15 protein-coding genes are annotated in these 18422 nt (G+C 64.5%); 6 read left to right on the top strand and 9 right to left on the bottom strand.

Annotated elements, in window-relative coordinates; genetic code table 11:
- Positions 1-3: 3 nt before the first annotated feature.
- The 4 genes from Y88_RS14300 to Y88_RS14315 all read right to left on the bottom strand — a co-directional run bounded on the left by Y88_RS14300 (position 4) and on the right by Y88_RS14315 (position 4281).
- Positions 4-189, bottom strand: coding sequence for a YbdD/YjiX family protein (locus Y88_RS14300; RefSeq protein ID WP_008070500.1), 186 nt, complete (start codon positions 187-189; stop codon positions 4-6).
- Positions 186-2234 carry a carbon starvation CstA family protein gene (locus Y88_RS14305; RefSeq protein WP_026166975.1) on the bottom strand — a complete coding sequence of 683 codons (2049 nt, stop codon included), beginning with the start codon at positions 2232-2234 and terminating at the stop codon, positions 186-188. Before Y88_RS14305 ends, Y88_RS14300 begins: the two co-directional genes overlap by 4 nt.
- A 113-nt stretch (positions 2235-2347) precedes the next feature.
- Entirely contained in the window at positions 2348-3628 is a 1281-nt protein-coding gene (locus Y88_RS14310) for a hypothetical protein (protein WP_008070502.1), read from the bottom strand.
- Positions 3628-4281, bottom strand: a complete 654-nt coding sequence (locus Y88_RS14315) for a pyridine nucleotide-disulfide oxidoreductase (protein WP_232281094.1) — start codon at positions 4279-4281, stop codon at positions 3628-3630. Before Y88_RS14315 ends, Y88_RS14310 begins: the two co-directional genes overlap by 1 nt.
- 181 nt (positions 4282-4462) lie before the next feature.
- Here Y88_RS14315 and Y88_RS14320 point away from each other — a divergent pair, with 181 nt between their 5' ends.
- Positions 4463-5788: an NAD(P)-binding domain-containing protein gene (locus Y88_RS14320; protein WP_232281095.1), complete on the top strand. Its 1326-nt coding sequence runs from the start codon at positions 4463-4465 to the stop codon at positions 5786-5788.
- A 9-nt stretch (positions 5789-5797) separates the two neighbouring features.
- Here the strand turns inward: Y88_RS14320 and Y88_RS14325 are convergent, their stop codons facing one another.
- From Y88_RS14325 to Y88_RS14335, 3 genes are all read right to left on the bottom strand, one after another.
- Positions 5798-6874: a YeiH family protein gene (locus Y88_RS14325; protein ID WP_008070508.1), complete on the bottom strand. Its 1077-nt coding sequence runs from the start codon at positions 6872-6874 to the stop codon at positions 5798-5800.
- A 105-nt stretch (positions 6875-6979) separates the two neighbouring features.
- Positions 6980-7870 carry a LysR family transcriptional regulator gene (locus Y88_RS14330; protein WP_008070510.1) on the bottom strand — a complete coding sequence of 297 codons (891 nt, stop codon included), beginning with the start codon at positions 7868-7870 and terminating at the stop codon, positions 6980-6982.
- A gap of 20 nt (positions 7871-7890) precedes the next feature.
- A complete protein-coding gene (locus tag Y88_RS14335; RefSeq protein WP_008070511.1) occupies positions 7891-8358 on the bottom strand; it encodes an Lrp/AsnC family transcriptional regulator in 468 nt (155 codons plus the stop codon).
- Between the two features lie 128 nt (positions 8359-8486).
- On the opposite strand from Y88_RS14335, the gene alr reads away from it, so the two are divergent.
- Genes alr through Y88_RS14350 form a run of 3 tightly spaced genes read left to right on the top strand, consistent with a single transcriptional unit; the run spans position 8487 to position 11256 of the window.
- Positions 8487-9605 (top strand): alanine racemase, encoded by a 1119-nt coding sequence (alr, locus tag Y88_RS14340; protein WP_008070513.1) that lies wholly within the window; start codon positions 8487-8489, stop codon positions 9603-9605.
- On the top strand, positions 9602-10852 hold the full coding sequence (locus Y88_RS14345) for a D-amino acid dehydrogenase (RefSeq protein WP_008070515.1): 1251 nt from the start codon (positions 9602-9604) through the stop codon (positions 10850-10852). The genes alr and Y88_RS14345 overlap by 4 nt, the downstream gene beginning before the upstream one ends.
- A gap of 53 nt (positions 10853-10905) precedes the next feature.
- The gene (locus tag Y88_RS14350; RefSeq protein WP_008070518.1) at positions 10906-11256 is read left to right on the top strand and encodes a RidA family protein; all 351 of its coding nucleotides are present in this window, start codon (positions 10906-10908) and stop codon (positions 11254-11256) included.
- Between the two features lie 77 nt (positions 11257-11333).
- Here the strand turns inward: Y88_RS14350 and Y88_RS14355 are convergent, their stop codons facing one another.
- Positions 11334-13682 (bottom strand): TonB-dependent receptor, encoded by a 2349-nt coding sequence (locus tag Y88_RS14355; protein WP_018075825.1) that lies wholly within the window; start codon positions 13680-13682, stop codon positions 11334-11336.
- A 130-nt stretch (positions 13683-13812) separates the two neighbouring features.
- Positions 13813-15561 carry a tetratricopeptide repeat-containing sulfotransferase family protein gene (locus Y88_RS14360; protein ID WP_018075824.1) on the bottom strand — a complete coding sequence of 583 codons (1749 nt, stop codon included), beginning with the start codon at positions 15559-15561 and terminating at the stop codon, positions 13813-13815.
- A 396-nt stretch (positions 15562-15957) separates the two neighbouring features.
- Between Y88_RS14360 and Y88_RS14365 the strand changes: the two genes are divergently transcribed.
- The gene (locus Y88_RS14365; protein WP_232281096.1) at positions 15958-16956 is read left to right on the top strand and encodes an isopenicillin N synthase family dioxygenase; all 999 of its coding nucleotides are present in this window, start codon (positions 15958-15960) and stop codon (positions 16954-16956) included.
- 65 nt (positions 16957-17021) lie between these two features.
- Entirely contained in the window at positions 17022-18419 is a 1398-nt protein-coding gene (locus Y88_RS14370) for an FAD-binding oxidoreductase (protein ID WP_008070535.1), read from the top strand.
- The last annotated feature ends 3 nt before the right edge of the window (positions 18420-18422 follow it).

Below are 18422 nucleotides of genomic sequence, written 5' to 3' on the forward strand. Positions count from 1 at the left end.
GCGTCAGCAGCACTTCCCGGTTCCTGCCCCGCCATAACGGGCGTCCTGTCGATTGCGAAAGAACTGCGCGCGCGTCATGACCGGGGCTCCGGCATGGTGGTCGGCCATGTGCCGGCAATAGGCCTCGTAATCGCCCAGCCCCAGCATGGCGCGCGCGATCCGGCGCATCAGGACGAGCGCCCGCTTCATTCGGCCGGGACCAGCGTGTCGGGGATTTCGTGCACGCTCGGGCGATCGAACGCGACGGCCTGAAAACAGGCACGGATCGCAAAGACCAGAACCGAAGCGACAACAGCCAGGAACAGCGCGCAAAGTCCCGCATCGATGCGGTCGTTGACCAGCATCTGGTGCATCTGCGCCATCGATTTTGCCGGGCCCAGCAATTCGCCCCGATCGAGCGCGGCTTTCACTTTGCCCGCATGGGCAAGGAAGCCGACGCGCGGATCGGCCGACGCGATTTTCAGCACACCCGCGCTGACCGTGCAGATCAGCAGCCAAGCCGTCGGCAGCAAAGTAACCCAGGCATGGCGCTGCTGCTTCATGCGGAACAGCACCACGCTCGACAGCATCAGCGCGACGGCCGCCAGCATCTGGTTGGAAATGCCGAACACCGGCCACAGCGTGTTGACCCCGCCCATCGGGTCGGTGACGCCCTGATAGAGGAAAAAGCCCCAGGCCGCGACGCACAGTCCGGTGCAGACAAGGCTCGGCAAGGCGCCCTTGCCCGCCCGGAACGAGGGCACGGCCAGCCCGATCAGATCCTGCAACATGAAACGCCCGGCACGCGTCCCCGCATCGACCGCTGTCAGGATGAACAGCGCCTCGAACAGGATCGCGAAGTGATACCAGAACGCCTTCATCGCGGCGCCGCCGAACAGATGGCTGAAAATCTCGGCCATGCCGACGGCAAGCGTCGGCGCCCCGCCCGCGCGGCTGATGATCGTCTTTTCCCCGACTTCGCGGGCCACGTGGGCGATCGTGTCGGGCGTCACGGCAAAGCCCATGGCTGACACGGCAACGGCCGCATGGGCGGGATCGGTCCCGACTACGGCGGCCGGGCTGTTCATGGCGAAATAGACGCCCGGATCGATGATCGAGGCACCAACCAGCGCCATGATCGCGACGAACGCTTCCATCAGCATGGCGCCATAGCCGATCATCGGCGCGTCATCCTCGGTCGCGATCAGCTTGGGCGTCGTGCCGCTGGAAATCAGCGCATGGAACCCCGACACTGCACCGCAGGCAATCGTGATGAAGAGGAACGGGAACAGGCCCCCGGCCCAGACCGGGCCATTACCCGCGACAAAGGCGGTGAGCGCAGGCATGCGCAGCGGCGGCGCGGTGATCGCGATCCCGACCGCCAGCGCGGCGATCGCCCCGATCTTGAGGAACGTCGAAAGATAGTCGCGCGGCGCGAGCAGGAGCCAGACGGGCAGGACCGACGCCACCGCGCCATAGCCGATCAGCACCCAGCACAATTGCACCGGCGTCAGCGTAAAGATCGGTCCCCACACCGGCGAGGCCGCGATCTGCTGTCCATAGACGATGGCGGCGAAGAGGCCGATGAGGCCCAGAATCGAGACTTCGCCGACGCGGCCGGGACGCACGAACCGGGTATAAAGCCCCATGAAGAGCGCAAGCGGCACCGTCGCGGCCACCGTGAACAGGCCCCACGGGCTTTCCGCCAGCGCCTTGACCACGATCAGCGCCAGCACCGCGAGCACGATCACCATGATCATGAACGTGCCGAACAGGGCGATGGTCCCGGCCGCATTGCCCATTTCGAGGCGGACGAGTTCGCCCAGCGACTTGCCGTCGCGCCGCATGGAAATGAAGAGGACCATGAAATCCTGCACCGCCCCGGCCAGAACGACACCGAAGACGATCCACAAGGTTCCCGGCAGATAGCCCATCTGCGCGGCCAGGACCGGCCCCACCAGTGGCCCCGCTCCGGCGATCGCGGCAAAGTGATGACCGAAAAGAACGACACGGTCGGTCGCAACATAATCGAGCCCGTCCGCACGGCGCACCGCAGGCGTCGGGCGGGTACCGTCGATCCCCAGCACGACATGCGCGATGTAGAGCGCGTAATAGCGATAGGCGACCAGAAAGCAGCTGACGGCGGCAAAGACCAACCAGAGCGCGTTGACATTTTCCCCGCGCATGACGGCAAGGTTTGCCAATGCTCCGAGCCCGGCAAGCGCCAGAGCGATCCATGGACCGTGCTGTTTCATCGTGACGACACCCTCTTGCAGTCGGCCCGACACTTCGTTGGACGGAAACGATTTCCCGTCATGTCGCGACACTGGTGTCCAGTCTTGCACCACCAACGCGCAAACCGCAATCGTCAGTCGCGCAGACCCGATCGCGGAAAATCGCGCATGAGCGAATTGGCCGGTTGCGCCGGAGGAGACATGGGGTGCGACATCGGGCCCGAAGCCGGGCGTGATACCGTAAGCCCGACGCGATTGCCGATGCGGAAGCCGGTCGGCTTGTGACACCCCTCGCAAACCGTGCCGAAAGTGCCCTTGTGGACATCGTCCTTGCGGTGACAGTCGATGCACTGGCTGCCGACCTTGACCTTGTCGACCGATTTGGGGTGGCACGCGACACAGGCGACGCGCACGTGATGCCCGATCAGCGGGAATCCTGTGCGGGCATGATCGAAGGTCGCCACTTTCCACGTCGCCTGGCTGTGGCAGCTTTCGCATTTCGGTCCGTCGGCGCCCTTGTGCACGTCTTCGCGCACATGGCAGCCGATGCAGGGAACCGGCGCGCGATCGGGCCGGACCGTGCGGGGATGGCAAGTGACGCAGGCAAGGATCCGATGGGCCCCACGCAAGGGGAACGCAGCTACCTTGTCATGATCGAACGCGATCGTGCGCCAATTGGCGGTCCCGTGGCAGGTCTCGCAACGCGGTCCATCGGCGCCGCGATGGACGTCCTGTTTCACATGACAGGCGGCACAGGCCGTCGACACCCCTTTCCAGTGTTCCCCGACATGACACCCCAGACAGGCGACCGTCCGGTGCGCTCCGGTCAGGGGGTAATGCGTGCGGTCGTGATCGAACGGCAGCACATCGCGCCAACGGGCGGTGGTGTGACACGACTGGCACGAGGGACCCAGCCCGCCGCGATGCACGTCCTGTCGCACGTGACAGGCAACGCAGGCCTGCGGGGTTTCCCTGAAACGCACCATGCCCTTGTGACAGGCCACGCAAGACGTCCTTACATGTGCCCCGGTCAGGCGATAGGCCGTCTGGCGATCATGATGGAAATGCGCGCGATCGAGCAGGACCAGTCCTTGCGACGTCCCGCGATGCTCGACGTGACACGACCGGCACGATTGCCCTTGCGCCATGATCCCGTGCCAGCGCGTGCGGCTCGCCAGATCGCGGGCAATCCCGGTGTGGCACGACAGGCATTGCCCGTTCTGCGCCTGTTTGTGAAACGAGACGTGGCACGCGTTGCAGCGGGTTTCGAGACGGGCATGGGCCGGGGACAAGGGTCCCGGACTGACCAGCCGCTCGATCACCGTTTCTGCGCGCAAGGCGGCTCCGGACGCGGCGAACACCGCCCCCAGCGCCAGCGCGAGCAAGACCAGCGAAAGGCGCCGCAAACCACCCATCAGTAGGCATGGGCCATGTAAACGTGGAGAAGCACCGCAGGCACGAGCACCATGAACAGCGGTATGTGCGCATAGTGCCAGACTTCGCCAGCGCGATCGAGCGCGGCCGCAATCCCAGCCGCACGGCGCGCCGCATTCCGGCGGCGACGGGCAAGGCGCATCTCCGACCCCTCTCCCGCAGCAGCCAGATCCGCCTCGGCCACGGCAAGCGCCCCTGCCATCCTTGCACGCAACCGCCGCCCCGCCCCGAGGAGGTATCGCCCTGAAACGCCGCTCGCCACCACCAGCAAGGTCGCACCAAGCGCGAAACTGCTGTTGATGGACCCCCACGCGAAACGCGCATGGCACAGCACGGCCAAGGGCCCCGCCAGTCCCAGCAGGATATGGGCATTGTACCACCAGCCAACCGAACGACGAGCCCGCGTCACGGCCCCCAGACGCTTGCGGATCGAGAAACAGAGGACCAGCAGCATCGCCAGCGATCCGCACAGCCCGAGGAGATAGCCGGGCCAGCCACGGGGATCGAAAACCGCGTCCCCGCGATGCTGCCAGCCCAGGCCCAGCGCCACCAGCACGGTCATGGCCACCACGCCGTCAATCCAGACAGACGAGGATCGCCGTTCGACGCCGCCGAGTGCTTCCGTTCCGGTCATTTCGGCACACGCATTCATGTCAGGCCGAGCAATTTCCCCGCGAATCCACCGTAGTTTCGCGCCCAAGACCTGTGATGCCAGATTATGCTGGAAATTGGTCGTCCTTTATTATCTGTATCGATGGGAAGCGGCCCTCCCCGACCGGGTCGCGCCCGAACTTCTGTCCAAGGTGCCGCGCGGCATGATCGCCACTGCCCTGCTCGTCCCCGTCTATGCCGTGCCGCTCGCAATCGCCGTTGCGGGGTGGGCGCTGCATCATCGGCGACGGAGCCGGCGCAACCGCGACCTGCTGGTCCGCAACCGGGCGACCGGTCTTGCCGAACCACCGGGCATTCACCCGCGCATCGACCCGGCGCGCTGCATCGGTTGTGGCGCCTGTATCCGGGCATGCCCCGAAACCGATGCGCTCGGTCTGATCGGGCGTACGGCCGTGCTGATCGAGCCATGGGCCTGCATCGGCCACGGCACCTGCCGCGATGCCTGTCCGACCGATGCGATTACGCTCGCCATCGGCACACCCACGCGCGGCATTGCCATGCCGGTGCTGGGACCAGGCGGCGAAACCAGCGTCGCGGGCATCCACATCGCGGGCGAACTGGGGGGGCTCGGCCTGATCCACAACGCGATCGATCAGGGGCGAGAAACCATCCACGCGATTGCCGACGCTCTTGGTGGGGAAACGGCACCCGAACAACCCGACCTCTTCGATGTCGTCATCGTCGGTTGCGGCCCCGCCGGAATTTCCGCCAGCCTCGGTGCGCGCGAGCGCGGCCTGCACTTCGTCACGCTCGATCAAGCGAACATCGGCGGATCGGTCACCCATTACCCGCGCGGCAAACTGGTCATGACGACCCCCGCGCACCTGCCGCTCATCGGCGAAGTGCGGCTGGGATCGATCAGCAAGGAAGGCCTGCTCGCCTATTGGCAGGATCTGTTCGAACGCACCGGACTTGCCCCCCGGTTCGAGGAACAGGTCCGCACGGTCACGTGCGAAGGCGATCATTTCACGGTGATCTCGGACAAGGGGCACTACCGCACCCGCCGCGTTTTGCTGGCAGTGGGACGGGGCGGTACGCCCCGCCGTCTCGGCATTGCCGGAGAGGATCTGGAAAAAGTCGTCTATCGCTTGTCCGACCCCGGCCAATATACCGGACATCGCGTCATGGTCGTGGGCGGCGGCGATTCCGCTCTGGAAGCCGCGATCGCCCTTGCCGAAGTTCCCGGCACCGACGTGACGCTCGTCCATCGCGGCCCGGCGTTCGCCCGCGCCAATGTCGCCAATCGCGACAGCGTCCACGCCCTTGCCGATCAGGGCCTGCTCACGCTTCGCCTGTCCGCGCACCTGACCGCCATTGCCCCCGCCACCGTCGCCATCGATGGCCCCGAAGGGCCCGAGCATTTCGACAACGACGCCGTCCTCGTCTGCGCGGGCGGAACCCTGCCCGGCGAATGGCTCTCGGCGATGGGCATTCGCATCGCCACATTTCATGGAGAAGCAGTGCGCTAGACAGTAAGCTCAGGCCAGATGGAGCAAGTGGATCAGGCCAAGGCTGATCGTGCCGAGCGCAAGGAGGGAGAGGACGACCGCCATGGTAACACGCCCTCCGGCACGGGCGATGGTGCGGACTTCGACCCCGAGCCCGAGCGCCGCCATCGAGACCACGGTCAGGAAACTTGCAAGCTGTCCCATCGGCGCCAGCAGGTCATGGGGTACCGCATCGAATGAACGCAGGCCGACCAGCGCCAGAAAGCCGACGATGAACCATGGCACGAGATGGTGGAGCCGGACATGGCTCCGCGCAGGAACCGGCACGCGATAAGGTTCGCTCTGGGCAGGCGTTCCGCCAAGACCCGGTGCGATCAGGGCCATGACCACGCAGACCGGGCCGAGCATCAGGACGCGCACCAGCTTGACCAGAGCGCCCATCTGCACCGCAACGGCGCCCATCGGCGCGGCAGCGGCAATCACCTGCGGCACTGCATAAACGGTCAGTCCGGCCAAAGCACCATACTGCAATCCATCGAGGCCCAGCGCTGCACCAAGCACAGGCAGGCCAAGCACGACGGCAACGCCGAAGATCGCGGTAAAGCCGATCGAGGCCGCCACATCGTCGCCATCGGCCCCGATCACCGGCGCCACGGCCGCAATCGCGGAATTGCCGCAAATCGAATTGCCGCACGCCACCAGCAAGGCCATGCGCGGAGGCAGGCGCAGCATCCGCCCGATCGCATAGCTGGTACCGATCGCCAGCACGACCGTCGCCGCGATCCCCGCCATCAGACCCCATCCCGCCGCTGCAATCATCGCCGCGCTGACCGAGGCGCCCAGCAGGACCACCGCGATTTCGAGCAGGACTTTTGCGGAAAAGGCGATACCGGGAAACCAGCGTCGCTGCGGCGTCCAGACCGTCCGCACCAGCGCGCCCAGCAGGATCGCGAGCACCAGGCTTTCGAGCCAGGCCCGCCCCCATACCATGCGCTCGACCTGTTCCAGCGCCATCGCCGTGCCCGTGATGCCGAGGCACAGCAGCAGCCCCGGCACAAGCGAGCGGGAACCGGCGTAAGAGCGATGGACGAGATGCAGGACCGCCATGGGAAGATCTCCTTGGAACGGGAGACCTGATGCGCCATGGCATTCAATCACTCAAACGGATTGTAATTATCGTTTCAATCTCAAAACAAGATTGATTGTCTGCGATCAGATGACCCAATCGGCCGCCGCTTCGTATCCGGCAATCGCATCAAGCAGCGCCTGCGCGGCTTTGCTGCGATAGCGTTCCTTGTGCCGAAGCGCGAAAAACGGCCGTTCGGGCATGTCGAAAGGCAGGACATGCAACAGCCTCCCCTGCACGGCCCCGGCCACGACCAGACGCGACAGAACAGCGCATCCCGCCCCTGCGACGACGGCGGAAAGGACCGCTTCGTTCGACGGCAGCGTCAGCACCACCGAAAGGTCGGCCGGGTCGATCCCCCGCGCGCGCATCACCGCTTCGAAGGTCGAGCGCGTTCCCGATCCCTCTTCGCGCATGATCCAGCCCGTCGTACCGATCCATGCGTTCGAGACATGGGCGACCGGCTCGGTCCCCACCAGACACATGCGGTCGGTCCCCACCGCCACGCGCGCCAGCGCGGGGTCGTCGAGATCCCCTTCGACAAAGCCCAGCTCCGCCGTGCCATCCAGAACCGCCCGCGCCGCGCCGTCGGTATTGGCGATCGAGACGGAAAGCTCGATCTGCGGATAGTGCCGCTTGAACCGGGCCAGCCGCTCGGGCAGCCAGTAGCCGGCAATTGTCTGGCTGGCGACGAGCGAGAGCCGCCCCCGGCGTAGCCCTTCCCAGTCAGCCAGGGCATGATGTGCTCCTTCGACACGGGCGAGAATGGCGCGCGCTTCGTCAAGGAACATCGCGCCCGCATCGGTCAGCTCGATCCGGCGCCCGACACGATGGAAGAGATGCACCTGATGCTGGTTTTCCAGCGCCGCGACCGCTCCACTCACGGCGGACTGCGTGATGTGCAGTGCTTCTGCCGCGCGAGTCATGTTGAGCCGTTCGGCGACCGCGACAAAGATCCGGAGTTGTTCGAGCGTCATGACAAACCTCGCGCCTCGACTTACTTGCGGTTGCGCGGCGGGCGCAAGGCATCGCGCATGGCGATGCTCGAACTGATCCGCGTCACGCCCGGCAATCGCGAGAGCACTTCGCCGTGGAGCACTTCATAGGCCGCTACACTGTCGGTCCGCACGCGCAACCAGTAATCGACGTCGCCGGTCATCAGGAAGCATTCCCGGATTTCCGGCCATTGCCGCACCGCATGTTCGAACCGCGAGAGGTATTCCTCGGTCTGCCGGTCGAGCGTGACCTGCACCACCACGTCGACGCCGTTATCCTCTTCGCCTTCGGGTCCGATCACGGCAGTATAGCCGCGAATGACACCCGAATCCTCGAGCAGCTTGATCCGCCGCAGACAGGCCGACGGCGACAGCCCGACCGCATCGGCGATCTCGGAATTGGGCATACGCCCGTTGATCCGCAACAGGCGAAGGATGGCACGATCCGTGGCATCTGCAGCCTTTGACATATTCCCCCAAATCTCTCGCAGATTATGCGATTACAAGATAAAAAATAACGATATATGCGCCTCTTTGGCAAGACGTTTGAAACGATCTGCGATAAACTTTCAACACTGGACAAGGCGCTGGAGGCTTCGTGACTGCAGGGGCAACACTGACCATCGATCTGGGCGCGCTGGCGGCGAATTATCGCCTGATCCGGCAGCAGGTGAGCCCCGCGCAAGTCGCGGGCGTGGTCAAGGCTGACGGCTATGGCCTGGGCGCGGCGCTGGTCGCGCGAACCCTGATCGACGAAGGCTGCCGCCACTTCTGCGTCGCCCTGCTCGGCGAAGCGGCCGCCCTTGTTCCCCATGTCCGGGGCGAAGCGGACGTATTCGTGCTCAACGGCCTGCTTCCCGGCGACGAGGCGGAATGTGCGACACTGGGCGCGATCCCCGTACTCAATTCGCTCGACCAGATCGAGCTGTGGTCGGCGCAGGCCAGGGCGCGTGGCCGCAAGCTGCCCGCCATGCTGCAATTCGACACCGGCATGTCGCGCATGGGTCTCTCACCCGAAGAGATCGACCGGCTCCTTGCCACACCCGACGTGCTCGACCCGATCGATGTGCGCTTCCTCATCAGCCACCTTGCCTGCGCCGACGATCCGACGGCGGCGGCCAATGCCGAACAGGCCGAACGGTTCCGTGCGATCACCGCGCATTTCCCCGGCGTTCCCCGCGCACTCGACAACAGCGGCGGCTCGTTCCTCGATCGCGGCCATTTCGACCTCGTGCGCGCAGGGATCGCCCTTTACGGCGGCGCCCCGCGTGCGGGTGCCAATCCGATGCATGCCGTGGTCGCACTCGAAGCCCGCATTGCGCAATTGCGCACGATCCCGGCGGGGACGGGCGTCGGCTATGGCCTGACATTCCGTGCCGAACGTGAAACCCGCATCGCCACGATCCAGGTCGGCTATGCCGATGGCTGGCCCCGCTGTCTCGGCAATCGGGGTGCTGCCTATATCGGCGGCGTACGCGCACCGATTGCGGGACGCGTATCGATGGACAGCATCACGCTCGACGTCACCGACGTTCCGGCAGAGCATCTCTTTCCCGGCGCCCCGGTCGAACTGGTCGGCCCTCACCAGTCGATCGACGATGTCGCCAACGACGCCGGAACCATTTCCTACGAAATCCTCACCCAGCTCAGCCGCCGTTACGACCGGATCGTCGTCCCCGTGACGGAAGGTGCGCACAACCGGAGCCTCGCCCAATGAAAATCGCGATTCTCGGCAGCGGCGTGATCGGCGTCACGTCGGCATGGTACCTTGCCCAAGCCGGACACGAAGTCGTGGTGATCGACCGCCAGCCCGGTCCCGCGCTGGAAACCAGCTTCGGCAATGCCGGTGAAATCTCGCCCGGCTATGCCTCTCCCTGGGCGGCTCCGGGCATCCCGATGAAGGCGCTGCGCTGGATGATGATGAAGCACGCGCCGCTGATCCTGCGCCCGCAGCCGGACATGGCCATGCTGCGCTGGCTGATCGCGATGCTCGGCAACTGCAACGAACACGCCTATGCCGTGAACAAGAGCCGCATGGTTCGCCTTGCCGAATACAGCCGCGATTGCCTGATGGCGCTGCGCCAGAAGACCGGCATCCAGTACGACCAGCGCATGCAGGGCACCTTGCAGCTGTTCCGCGAAGCCAAGCAGGTCGACGGCGTTGCCAAGGACATCGCCGTGCTTCAGGCCGACGGCGTTCCCTTCGAAGTGCTCGATGCGGCAGGCTGCATTGCCGCAGAACCCGGCCTTGCCGCGAGCAGCGTGCCGATCGCGGGCGGCCTGCGCCTGCCCAACGACGAAACCGGCGACTGCTTCAAGTTCACCAATGCCCTAGCTGAACTCGCCGCTGCGCAAGGTGTCGAATTCCGCAACGAAACGGTCGTCACCCGCATTGCCGTCGATCGGGGCAGTATCGCCCACATCGAAACCAGCACGGGCCGCGTGACCGCCGACGCTTATATCGTCGCGATGGGCAGCTATTCGCCGCACCTCCTCGCCCCGCTCGGCATCGACCTGCCGATCTATCCGGTGAAGGGCTACTCGCTGACCGTTCCGATCGTGGATGAAAGCCGCGCACCGGTTTCGACCTTGCTCGACGAAAGCTTCAAGGTCGCGATCACGCGTCTGGGCGACCGCATCCGTATCGGCGGCATGGCGGAAATCTCGGGCTTTTCGAAAGACCTGCCGCTCGCGCGGCGTGCCACGCTCGAACATTCGGCGGGATCGCTCTTCCCCGGTGCAGGCGATCTCGGTGCGGCGACGTTCTGGAGCGGATTGCGTCCGATGACACCCGACAGCACCCCGATCATCGGCCGGACCAAGCTGCCCAACCTGTTCCTCAACACTGGTCACGGCACGCTGGGCTGGACCATGGCCTGCGGTTCGGGACAGGTGATCGCCGACATCATCACCGGAAGAAAGCCGGAAATCGAGACTGGAGACCTTGCCGTAAGCCGCTATTGAACGGCACGCCAAGTCAGCTCTTCACGAAAACCAGCAAAAGGGATCGACCTACAATGACCATCACCCGCTTCGATCAGGGCCCCCGCATGAGCCAGGCCGTCGTCCACGGCGACACCGTCTATCTCGCCGGGCAAGTCGGCGCCCCCGGCGAAAGCGTCACCGAACAGACCAAGGCCGTTCTCGCCAGCGTCGAAGCGCTGCTCGAACGCACCGGCAGCAGCAAGAACCACATTCTGGCCGCGACCATCTGGCTGGCCGACATGGCCGACTTTGCTGAAATGAACGCGGTGTGGGACGCATGGATCGCCGGTTTCCCGGCCCCGGCACGCGCCACCGGCGAAGCCAAGCTCGCCACCCCCGACTACAAGGTCGAAGTGATCATCACCGCCGCCAAGGCGAACTGATCCGCAACGGCACCCGCTTCCCTCGCGAAGCGGGTGCCGTCGTTACCGGGACCGCAAACGCGGCCCCGGCCCTTCGATCAGAAGCTGCGTCCGACGTGGATACCCACCTGCCGGGGCCGCGAGACATAGGCATAGGAACGACCACCGCACGTCGAAGGCGCACATTCGGCATAGCGGTAAAGGTCGGTCTGGTTGTCGGTCAGGTTCTTGACGAAAAGTTCCGCCGTCCACTTGGCCGACGCCACCCCGATTTCCAGATCGATCGTCGCAAAGCCGGGTCGCGAGCCCAAATAGGCATAGTCGACCGAGCGCAAGTCGTTGCGGCTGCTGCTCTGGTAACTGATGCTGGCCTGCATGTGGCCGGTCCAGTCATTGAGCGAGCCGGGCAGTTCCTTGTCATAGCGCACGAACGTCGTGCCCTTGAACCGCGGCGTCGTCGGCAGCTGCGTCCCGGCGGGAGCCATGACATAGTTGCCGCTGCCCGAACAATCGGCCGTCCCCTTGATCTTGCAGTAATTGTCGTCGAGCCGCGCGTCGTTGAACGAACCCGCCGTCTTGAACGACAGCCCCTGCACCGGGGTTGCCTCGAGCGAGTACTCGATGCCCTTGACCGTGGCGTTCCCGGCATTGTCAACGACGGTCATGACCACGCCGCCGACCGAGGTCAGGTAGGAGAACTGGATGTTCTTCCAGTTTTCCCAATAGAGCGCGCCGTTGAAGCGCAGGTGGTTGTCGAACCAGCTCGTCTTGAAGCCCAGTTCGAAATTGGTGAGGTAGTCGGGAGCATAGGGACCGGCGGCAGCCTGCCGGTTGATCCCGCCCGGACGATAGCCACGCGACCAGGTGAAATAGGCCATGCGGTTGTTGTCGAACTTGTATTCGAGATTGAGCTTGTGAAGGAACCCGGTGCCGGTCGCTTTGCGCGGACTGACCGAACCGTCGGCATTGACCACCCCGATCGTGGTACAGGGCGTGCCCGCCAGAACCGCGTCGCCGATGCAGCTCTTGGTTGAAACTCCGGCGAAACCGACCAGCGAGTTGTTGTAGTTATAAACGCGCCCGCCACCGGTGATGGTCAGCTTGGGCAGGATGTCATAGGAAATCTGCCCGAAGCCGGCATAGTCGCGGTCGACGCGCTTTTCGCGGGTCAGCCACCATGACCCTTGCGCCCCCGGCACGGATTCCGACGCCGCCAAACCGTTGACGTTGTAATAGAGCGAGATCTGGTGTTCCTGCCGCTCCATGAACAGACCGGCCTGGAACCGCAGGGGCTTGGTCTGGTCCGAGGCCAAGCGCAGTTCGTGGCTCATCAGGTAAAAGCGTTCGCCCTTCGCCTGAATATACTGCGACGGGTCGATGACCTGCCCGGCGTCGTTGTGGTTCACCTGCCCATAATAGACGTCGTAGAAATAGCTGTAGTCGGAATAGTCCGACACGCCGTCATCGTGCCGCTGCAGATAGCTGCCCGCATAGGTCAGGTCGAGCGAGCCAATCTTGCCCTGAACGACAAGGCCGGTCTGGATCCAGCTGTCATCGTGATAGGGCGTGAATTTCAGCGCGGTTTCGAGCATCCCCACCGACTTGTCATAGGCAAAGCTGCCGTGGGAAAGCTGCTTTTGCCCCTGAATCGAGGGCTGGATCGTCCAGTCGTCGCCCAGTTCGACTTTCAGCGCAGCGCGGCCGCCCCAGGTTTCGACATCGTTGAAATTCTTCTTCACCGATTCGGCGTTGTTGACCGAAATCTGCGCCGTCGGGAAATAGGTCGTGCGTTCGACGTTATCGATGTAGCCGCCCGCGCGGTCGTACCAGCCGACGATGCGCAACGCCGCATGCTGACCGATCGGCAGGTTGATCATCCCTTCGACCGTTCCGCTCGGATCGCCGTGCGAGGTCGTGCTGCCGGTCAGGTCGACACGCGCTTCCAGCTTGCCGATCTGCGGCTGGTTGGTGATGATGCGCACGGTCCCGGCTTCGGAACTGCTGCCGTAAAGCGTGCCCTGCGGCCCGGCGAGTGCCTCGACCCGGGCGATGTCATACATGTGCAGGTCGAGTTCGCCGGTGATCGTCGTGATCGGCTGTTCGTCGAGATAGACGCCCACGGTCGGCTGCGATGCGGAGTGGTTGAAATTCTCGCCGCTGGCGATGCCGCGGAAAAAGAGGTGGGTATTGCCCGGCCCCGCCGAAGTGAAAGCCACCGAAGGCAGGAACTTGATGACGTCTTCGGTATTCTGGACTTTCAGGTGCTGAAGCGTTTCGGACGAAAGCGCCGTGATGCTCATCGGGACTTTCTGAAGGTTCTCCTTGCGCTTTTGCGCAGTGACGAGGATTTCGCCGACCGTTCCTGCCGCGTCACCGGTCGCCGCCGGCTCTGCTGCGGGAGCAGCCTCGGCATGAGCGGCAAGCGGCGCCAGCATGGTGGTCATCATCAGCAATGTCCGCGCAGATCCGCGCGCGACCTCAAGCCGTCTTGCCCACATCGTTCAAAAAACTCCCCTTTTTTGTCGATTGTCGAATGGCGCATCACCTTGATGCGCCGGGTTTCTCCGGCGGTCGGGCTCAAGCCTCGCCGCAATCTCCCAAGGCTTCGCGCAAAGGCCCCAGCCAGCGTTCGAAACGCCGCCACTGATCGAGCCCGCTGGTGAAGATCGGCTGGCGCACCTGTTCGGAACTCGCGGTGCGCACCGCCCGCTCGGTCTCCCAGAAACGCAGGCAACGCGGATCGAACGGCAGCCCGAGTCGGTCGAGCAGACGGGCGATTCTCCCTTCGGGATCGGCGACCAGATCCTCGTGCTGCACCCGCACGACCGCGCCAGGCTCGACCGCGTCAAGCGCGGCCATCATGCGGACATAGTCGCGGTAATAGTGGCCGAGATCGCCCAGATCATAGGCGAACCCCTGCCCCCGGGCGAAATGCTGGCGATACATCGACCAGCAGCAGGCCATGGGATCGCGCCGCGCATCGATGATCCGCGCCTGAGGCAGGATCGCGCGAATGAACGGCACATAGAGCCAATTGTTCGGCATCTTGTCGATGAAGAACGGCCGATCGCTCTGCCGCTGTGCCTGTGTGCGGGCGAGGTATTCCTCTCCCAGCGCGCGTCGCTCGTCCGGCCCCAGTGCAATCAGGATGTCGGCCAGCGACCGCCCGTCCTGCCCGGCTTTCAGACGACGGACCATCGCGGGAATGTCGGGCAGCTCCATCGTCCCTTCGACAAGGGGATGGCTCGAGAGGATCTGCTCGATCAGTGTCGAACCCGCGCGCGGCATGCCCAGCACGAAAATCGGGTCCGGCGCGAAACATCCGCCTGCCTCGGGGCCGATCGGCAGGATCCGCCGCGCCGCCTCGATCGTCGCATCGACTTCCGCAGCGGTGCGTTCGCGCGCATAGGCAAGCTGGGCTCGGCGTGCAGCATTGGCCGCAGCATAGTGGGCAAAGGCAGCCTCATCCTCGCCCGCATCCTCGCACGCCTTGGCCATCGCGAAGTCGAGATGGAGCCGGTCGGTCGCGGAAATGTCCCGACGCGCCAGAGCCTCGCGCATGGCCGCGCGATCTTCCTCGTCGAAGCGGACGGTCTTGAGATTGGCAAGGCTCCACCAAGCTTCGCCCAGCGCCGGACGCTGCGCGATAGCCTTTCGATAGGCGGCCACGGCATCGGCCTGCCGCCCGACGGTCTTGAGCGTGTGGCCATAGCTGAGCCAGGCCAGCGGCGCCTGCCCCAGAGCGGCAAGCAGGTTTTCGTAAATCGCGATGGCTTCCTCGTTACGCCCCAGCCGGGCAAAAGCCGCCGCGCGCAAGAGGCGCCAGCCCGGATCGCTCGGCTCGGCCGCGATCAATTGCCCCGACAGGTCCAGCGCGCGTTCGGCCTGCCCCTGCCGCAACAGAACCTGCGCCAGATTGCCGCGCGCCGCGTGGAACCCCGGGAACAGGGTGATGCAGCTTTCAAGCAGGCGTACCGCATCGTCATAGCGCCCGAGACGCGCGCCCAGTTCCGCCATCATCCGCCGCGCCGCGACATCGCCCGGAAGCCGCGCGAGCCTGCGGCGCAGGATCGCTTCGACTTCGTCCAGCCGTTCGTGGGTCAGGGCGATAGCAGCGGCAGCCAGTTCGCGATCGCGCCCGCCACAGGCCAGCGCCCGGGTATAGGCAAGCCCTGCCTCGCGTTGTTGCCCCGCCTCGACATGGTGGGTTGCAAGCAAAGTCCAGGCGACGGCGTCATCCGGCCGTTCCTGCACTGCCCGCAACAAGGCGTTGGGCACATCCCCCCCGCCTCCATGAGCTCGCCCGTCTTTGCGCAATGTCTGCATAGGCGCCACACGCTCCCCTCAAACGGGTCTCGAAATCCGCGCAGCGGGACGGGCCCTCGACGCCGCGGCGAGACCTATCGTTGCCGCTCACCCGCAAAACTTTGCACAGATCCGGCTTTTGTCTAGACATTATTTAAAAAGGGTGGCGGCGACCGTTCCGCCTGCCGGATGTGTGCGTCGCGAATGAAGATGGAATGGCCCGCCCCCTGCCATGCCGATAACGGCGCGATCGCTTCAGCCCTTTGTTTTCACGACAAAAGGACGGCACCTGCGCAAGCCCGAGCCGCGATCGGACCTAAATCCGATTTTAGAAAAACTGACTATTCGGACGACGCGTCTCACCGATAGGCTACATCACCACGACCTTACAGAACCCCCAATCATGGAGGGCCGAACATGGAAACAGCCGACGCTATGGCCGAAGAGACTTTCCTCCCCATTCTCGACCTCAGCCTGGTAGATGGCGGGGCAAGCGGCGGCGGCGACGCAAAGGCCTTTGCCGCTGCCCTCCACGATGCCTTCGTCCATTCCGGGTTCTGCTACATCACCAATCACGGTGTGCCCGATGCGGTGATCGAGGCAACGCGCGCCAAGGCGCTCGAATTCTTTCGCCTGCCGATTGAAGAAAAACTGAAAGTCAGCCCCAAGGAAGCGGTGCGCGGCTTCAACGCCATCGGGCGGACCAAGATGCAATATGCCGAGGCCCCCGATTACAAGGAATTCTACCAGATCGGCCTCGAACTACCCGCCGACGACCCCGCCGTATTGGCAGGTGAAGCGATGCGAGGTCCCAACCAGTGGCCCGATCTGCCCGGATTTCGCGAAGCCTTCGAAGCCTATTACCGGGAAATCGGCCGGTGCGGGCAACGCCTGCTGCGCGGAGTCGCCTTGGCCCTCGGCGTCGCCGACGACTTCTTCGTCGGGAAATATGCAAAGCCGCTGCAACGAACGCAGGCCGTCTATTACCCCCCGCATCCCGAGGATCACGAAGGCGAACTGTTCGGCGTCGCGCCGCACACCGACTATGGCTGCATCACCCTGTTGTGGCAGGACGATGTCGGCGGTCTCGAAGTGCTCGACCGGCAGGGGCGCTGGATCGACGCGCCACCCATTCCCGGAACGCTCGTCATCAACATCGGCGACCTGCTGCAACGCTGGTCGAACAACCGCTATTTCTCGAACCAGCATCGCGTGACCAACCGGTCGGGACGCGAACGGCTGTCGATCGCGACGTTCTATGATCCCGACTACAGCGCGATGGTCGATCCCCGCGATCTCAATCTCGCGCCCGGCGAAGACGCACTGCATGCGCCGATTTCGGCGGGGGATTACATCATGGGCCGGATCAACCGGTCGCAAAAGCACAATGCCCAAGCCGAGGCCTTCAACTCATAAATTGCTCTCCGCCACATTTTGAATCAGAACCAGACTCACCGACCCAAGCACCACAGGATCCCACCATGGCCGCCCCCACGCCCACTCTGGCCCGCCCCGGCCTTTCCCCGACGATCGAGGCCGCCTTGCGCGCGGTGCTGGGCGACCGCTTGCAACTGGGCGAAGCGATCCGCATCCAGCATGGCACCAGCGAGGCTCATTTCGCGGTCATGCCACCCGATGCGGTCGCCTATCCGGAAAACACCGGGGAAGTCGTCGCGCTGGTCAGGATCTGCCGCGACCACGACCTCGCGGTCATTCCCTATGGCGCGGGGACATCCCTCGAAGGCCAGCTCGCTGCGGTAAAAGGCGGACTTTGCCTCGATTTTTCGCGGATGAACGCCATCCTTGCCGTTCATCCCGAAGATCTCGACTGCACCGTGCAACCGGGCGTGACGCGCGAACAGCTCAATGCCTGGCTGCGCGATCACGGCCTGTTCTTTCCTATCGATCCGGGCGCCAATGCGACGATCGGGGGCATGGCATCGACCCGCGCCTCGGGCACCAACGCGGTCCGCTATGGCACCATGCGCGAGGCCGTGCTGTCACTGCGCGTGGTCCTTGCCGACGGACGCGTAATCGACACCGCGCAACGGGCGCGCAAGTCGGCCGCCGGATACGACCTTACCCGCCTGTTCGTCGGGTCGGAAGGAACGCTCGGCATCATCACCGAAATCACGCTGCGCCTCCATGGCCTGCCCCAGGCAATTTCAGCGGCGGTCTGTCCGTTCGAAACGCTCGAAGGCGCGGTCAACACCACCATCATGGCAATCCAGATGGGCATTCCACTTGCCCGCATCGAACTGCTCGACGAAGTGCAGATCAATGCGGTCAATCGCTATTCCAAGCTCGATCTTGCCGAACAACCGACACTGATGCTGGAATTCCACGGCACCGAGGCGGGCGTTGCCGAACAGGTCGAAATGGTCCGAGAGATCACCACCATGAACGGGGGCGGCGATTTCGTCTGGTCGAACTTGCCCGAGGAACGCACCCGGCTGTGGAAGGCCCGGCACAATGCCTATCGCGCGGGGGTCGCCCTGCGCCCGGGTGCGACGGGCTGGTCCACCGACGTCTGCGTTCCGATCAGCCGCCTTGCCGAATGCATCCTGGAAACCAAGGCCGACCTTGCCGGAAGCAGCTTTCCCGCGCCGATCGTCGGTCACGTCGGTGACGGCAATTTCCACGTCCTGTTCGTGCTCGATCCGGACAATCCTGCCGAGGAAGCCGAAGCCGACGCGCTTAACGAACGGATCGTCCGCCGTGCGCTGGCCCTTGGCGGCACCTGCACCGGCGAACACGGCATCGGCCTTGGCAAGAAACGCTGGCTGCGCGAGGAACTGGGCGACGCGGTCGATGTCATGCAGACGATCAAGCAGACGCTCGACCCGCAAGGCCTGTTCAATCCCGGCAAGATATTCTGAAAT

Source organism: Novosphingobium nitrogenifigens DSM 19370 (assembly GCF_000192575.1).
GTDB classification, from domain to species: Bacteria; Pseudomonadota; Alphaproteobacteria; order Sphingomonadales; family Sphingomonadaceae; genus Novosphingobium; species Novosphingobium nitrogenifigens.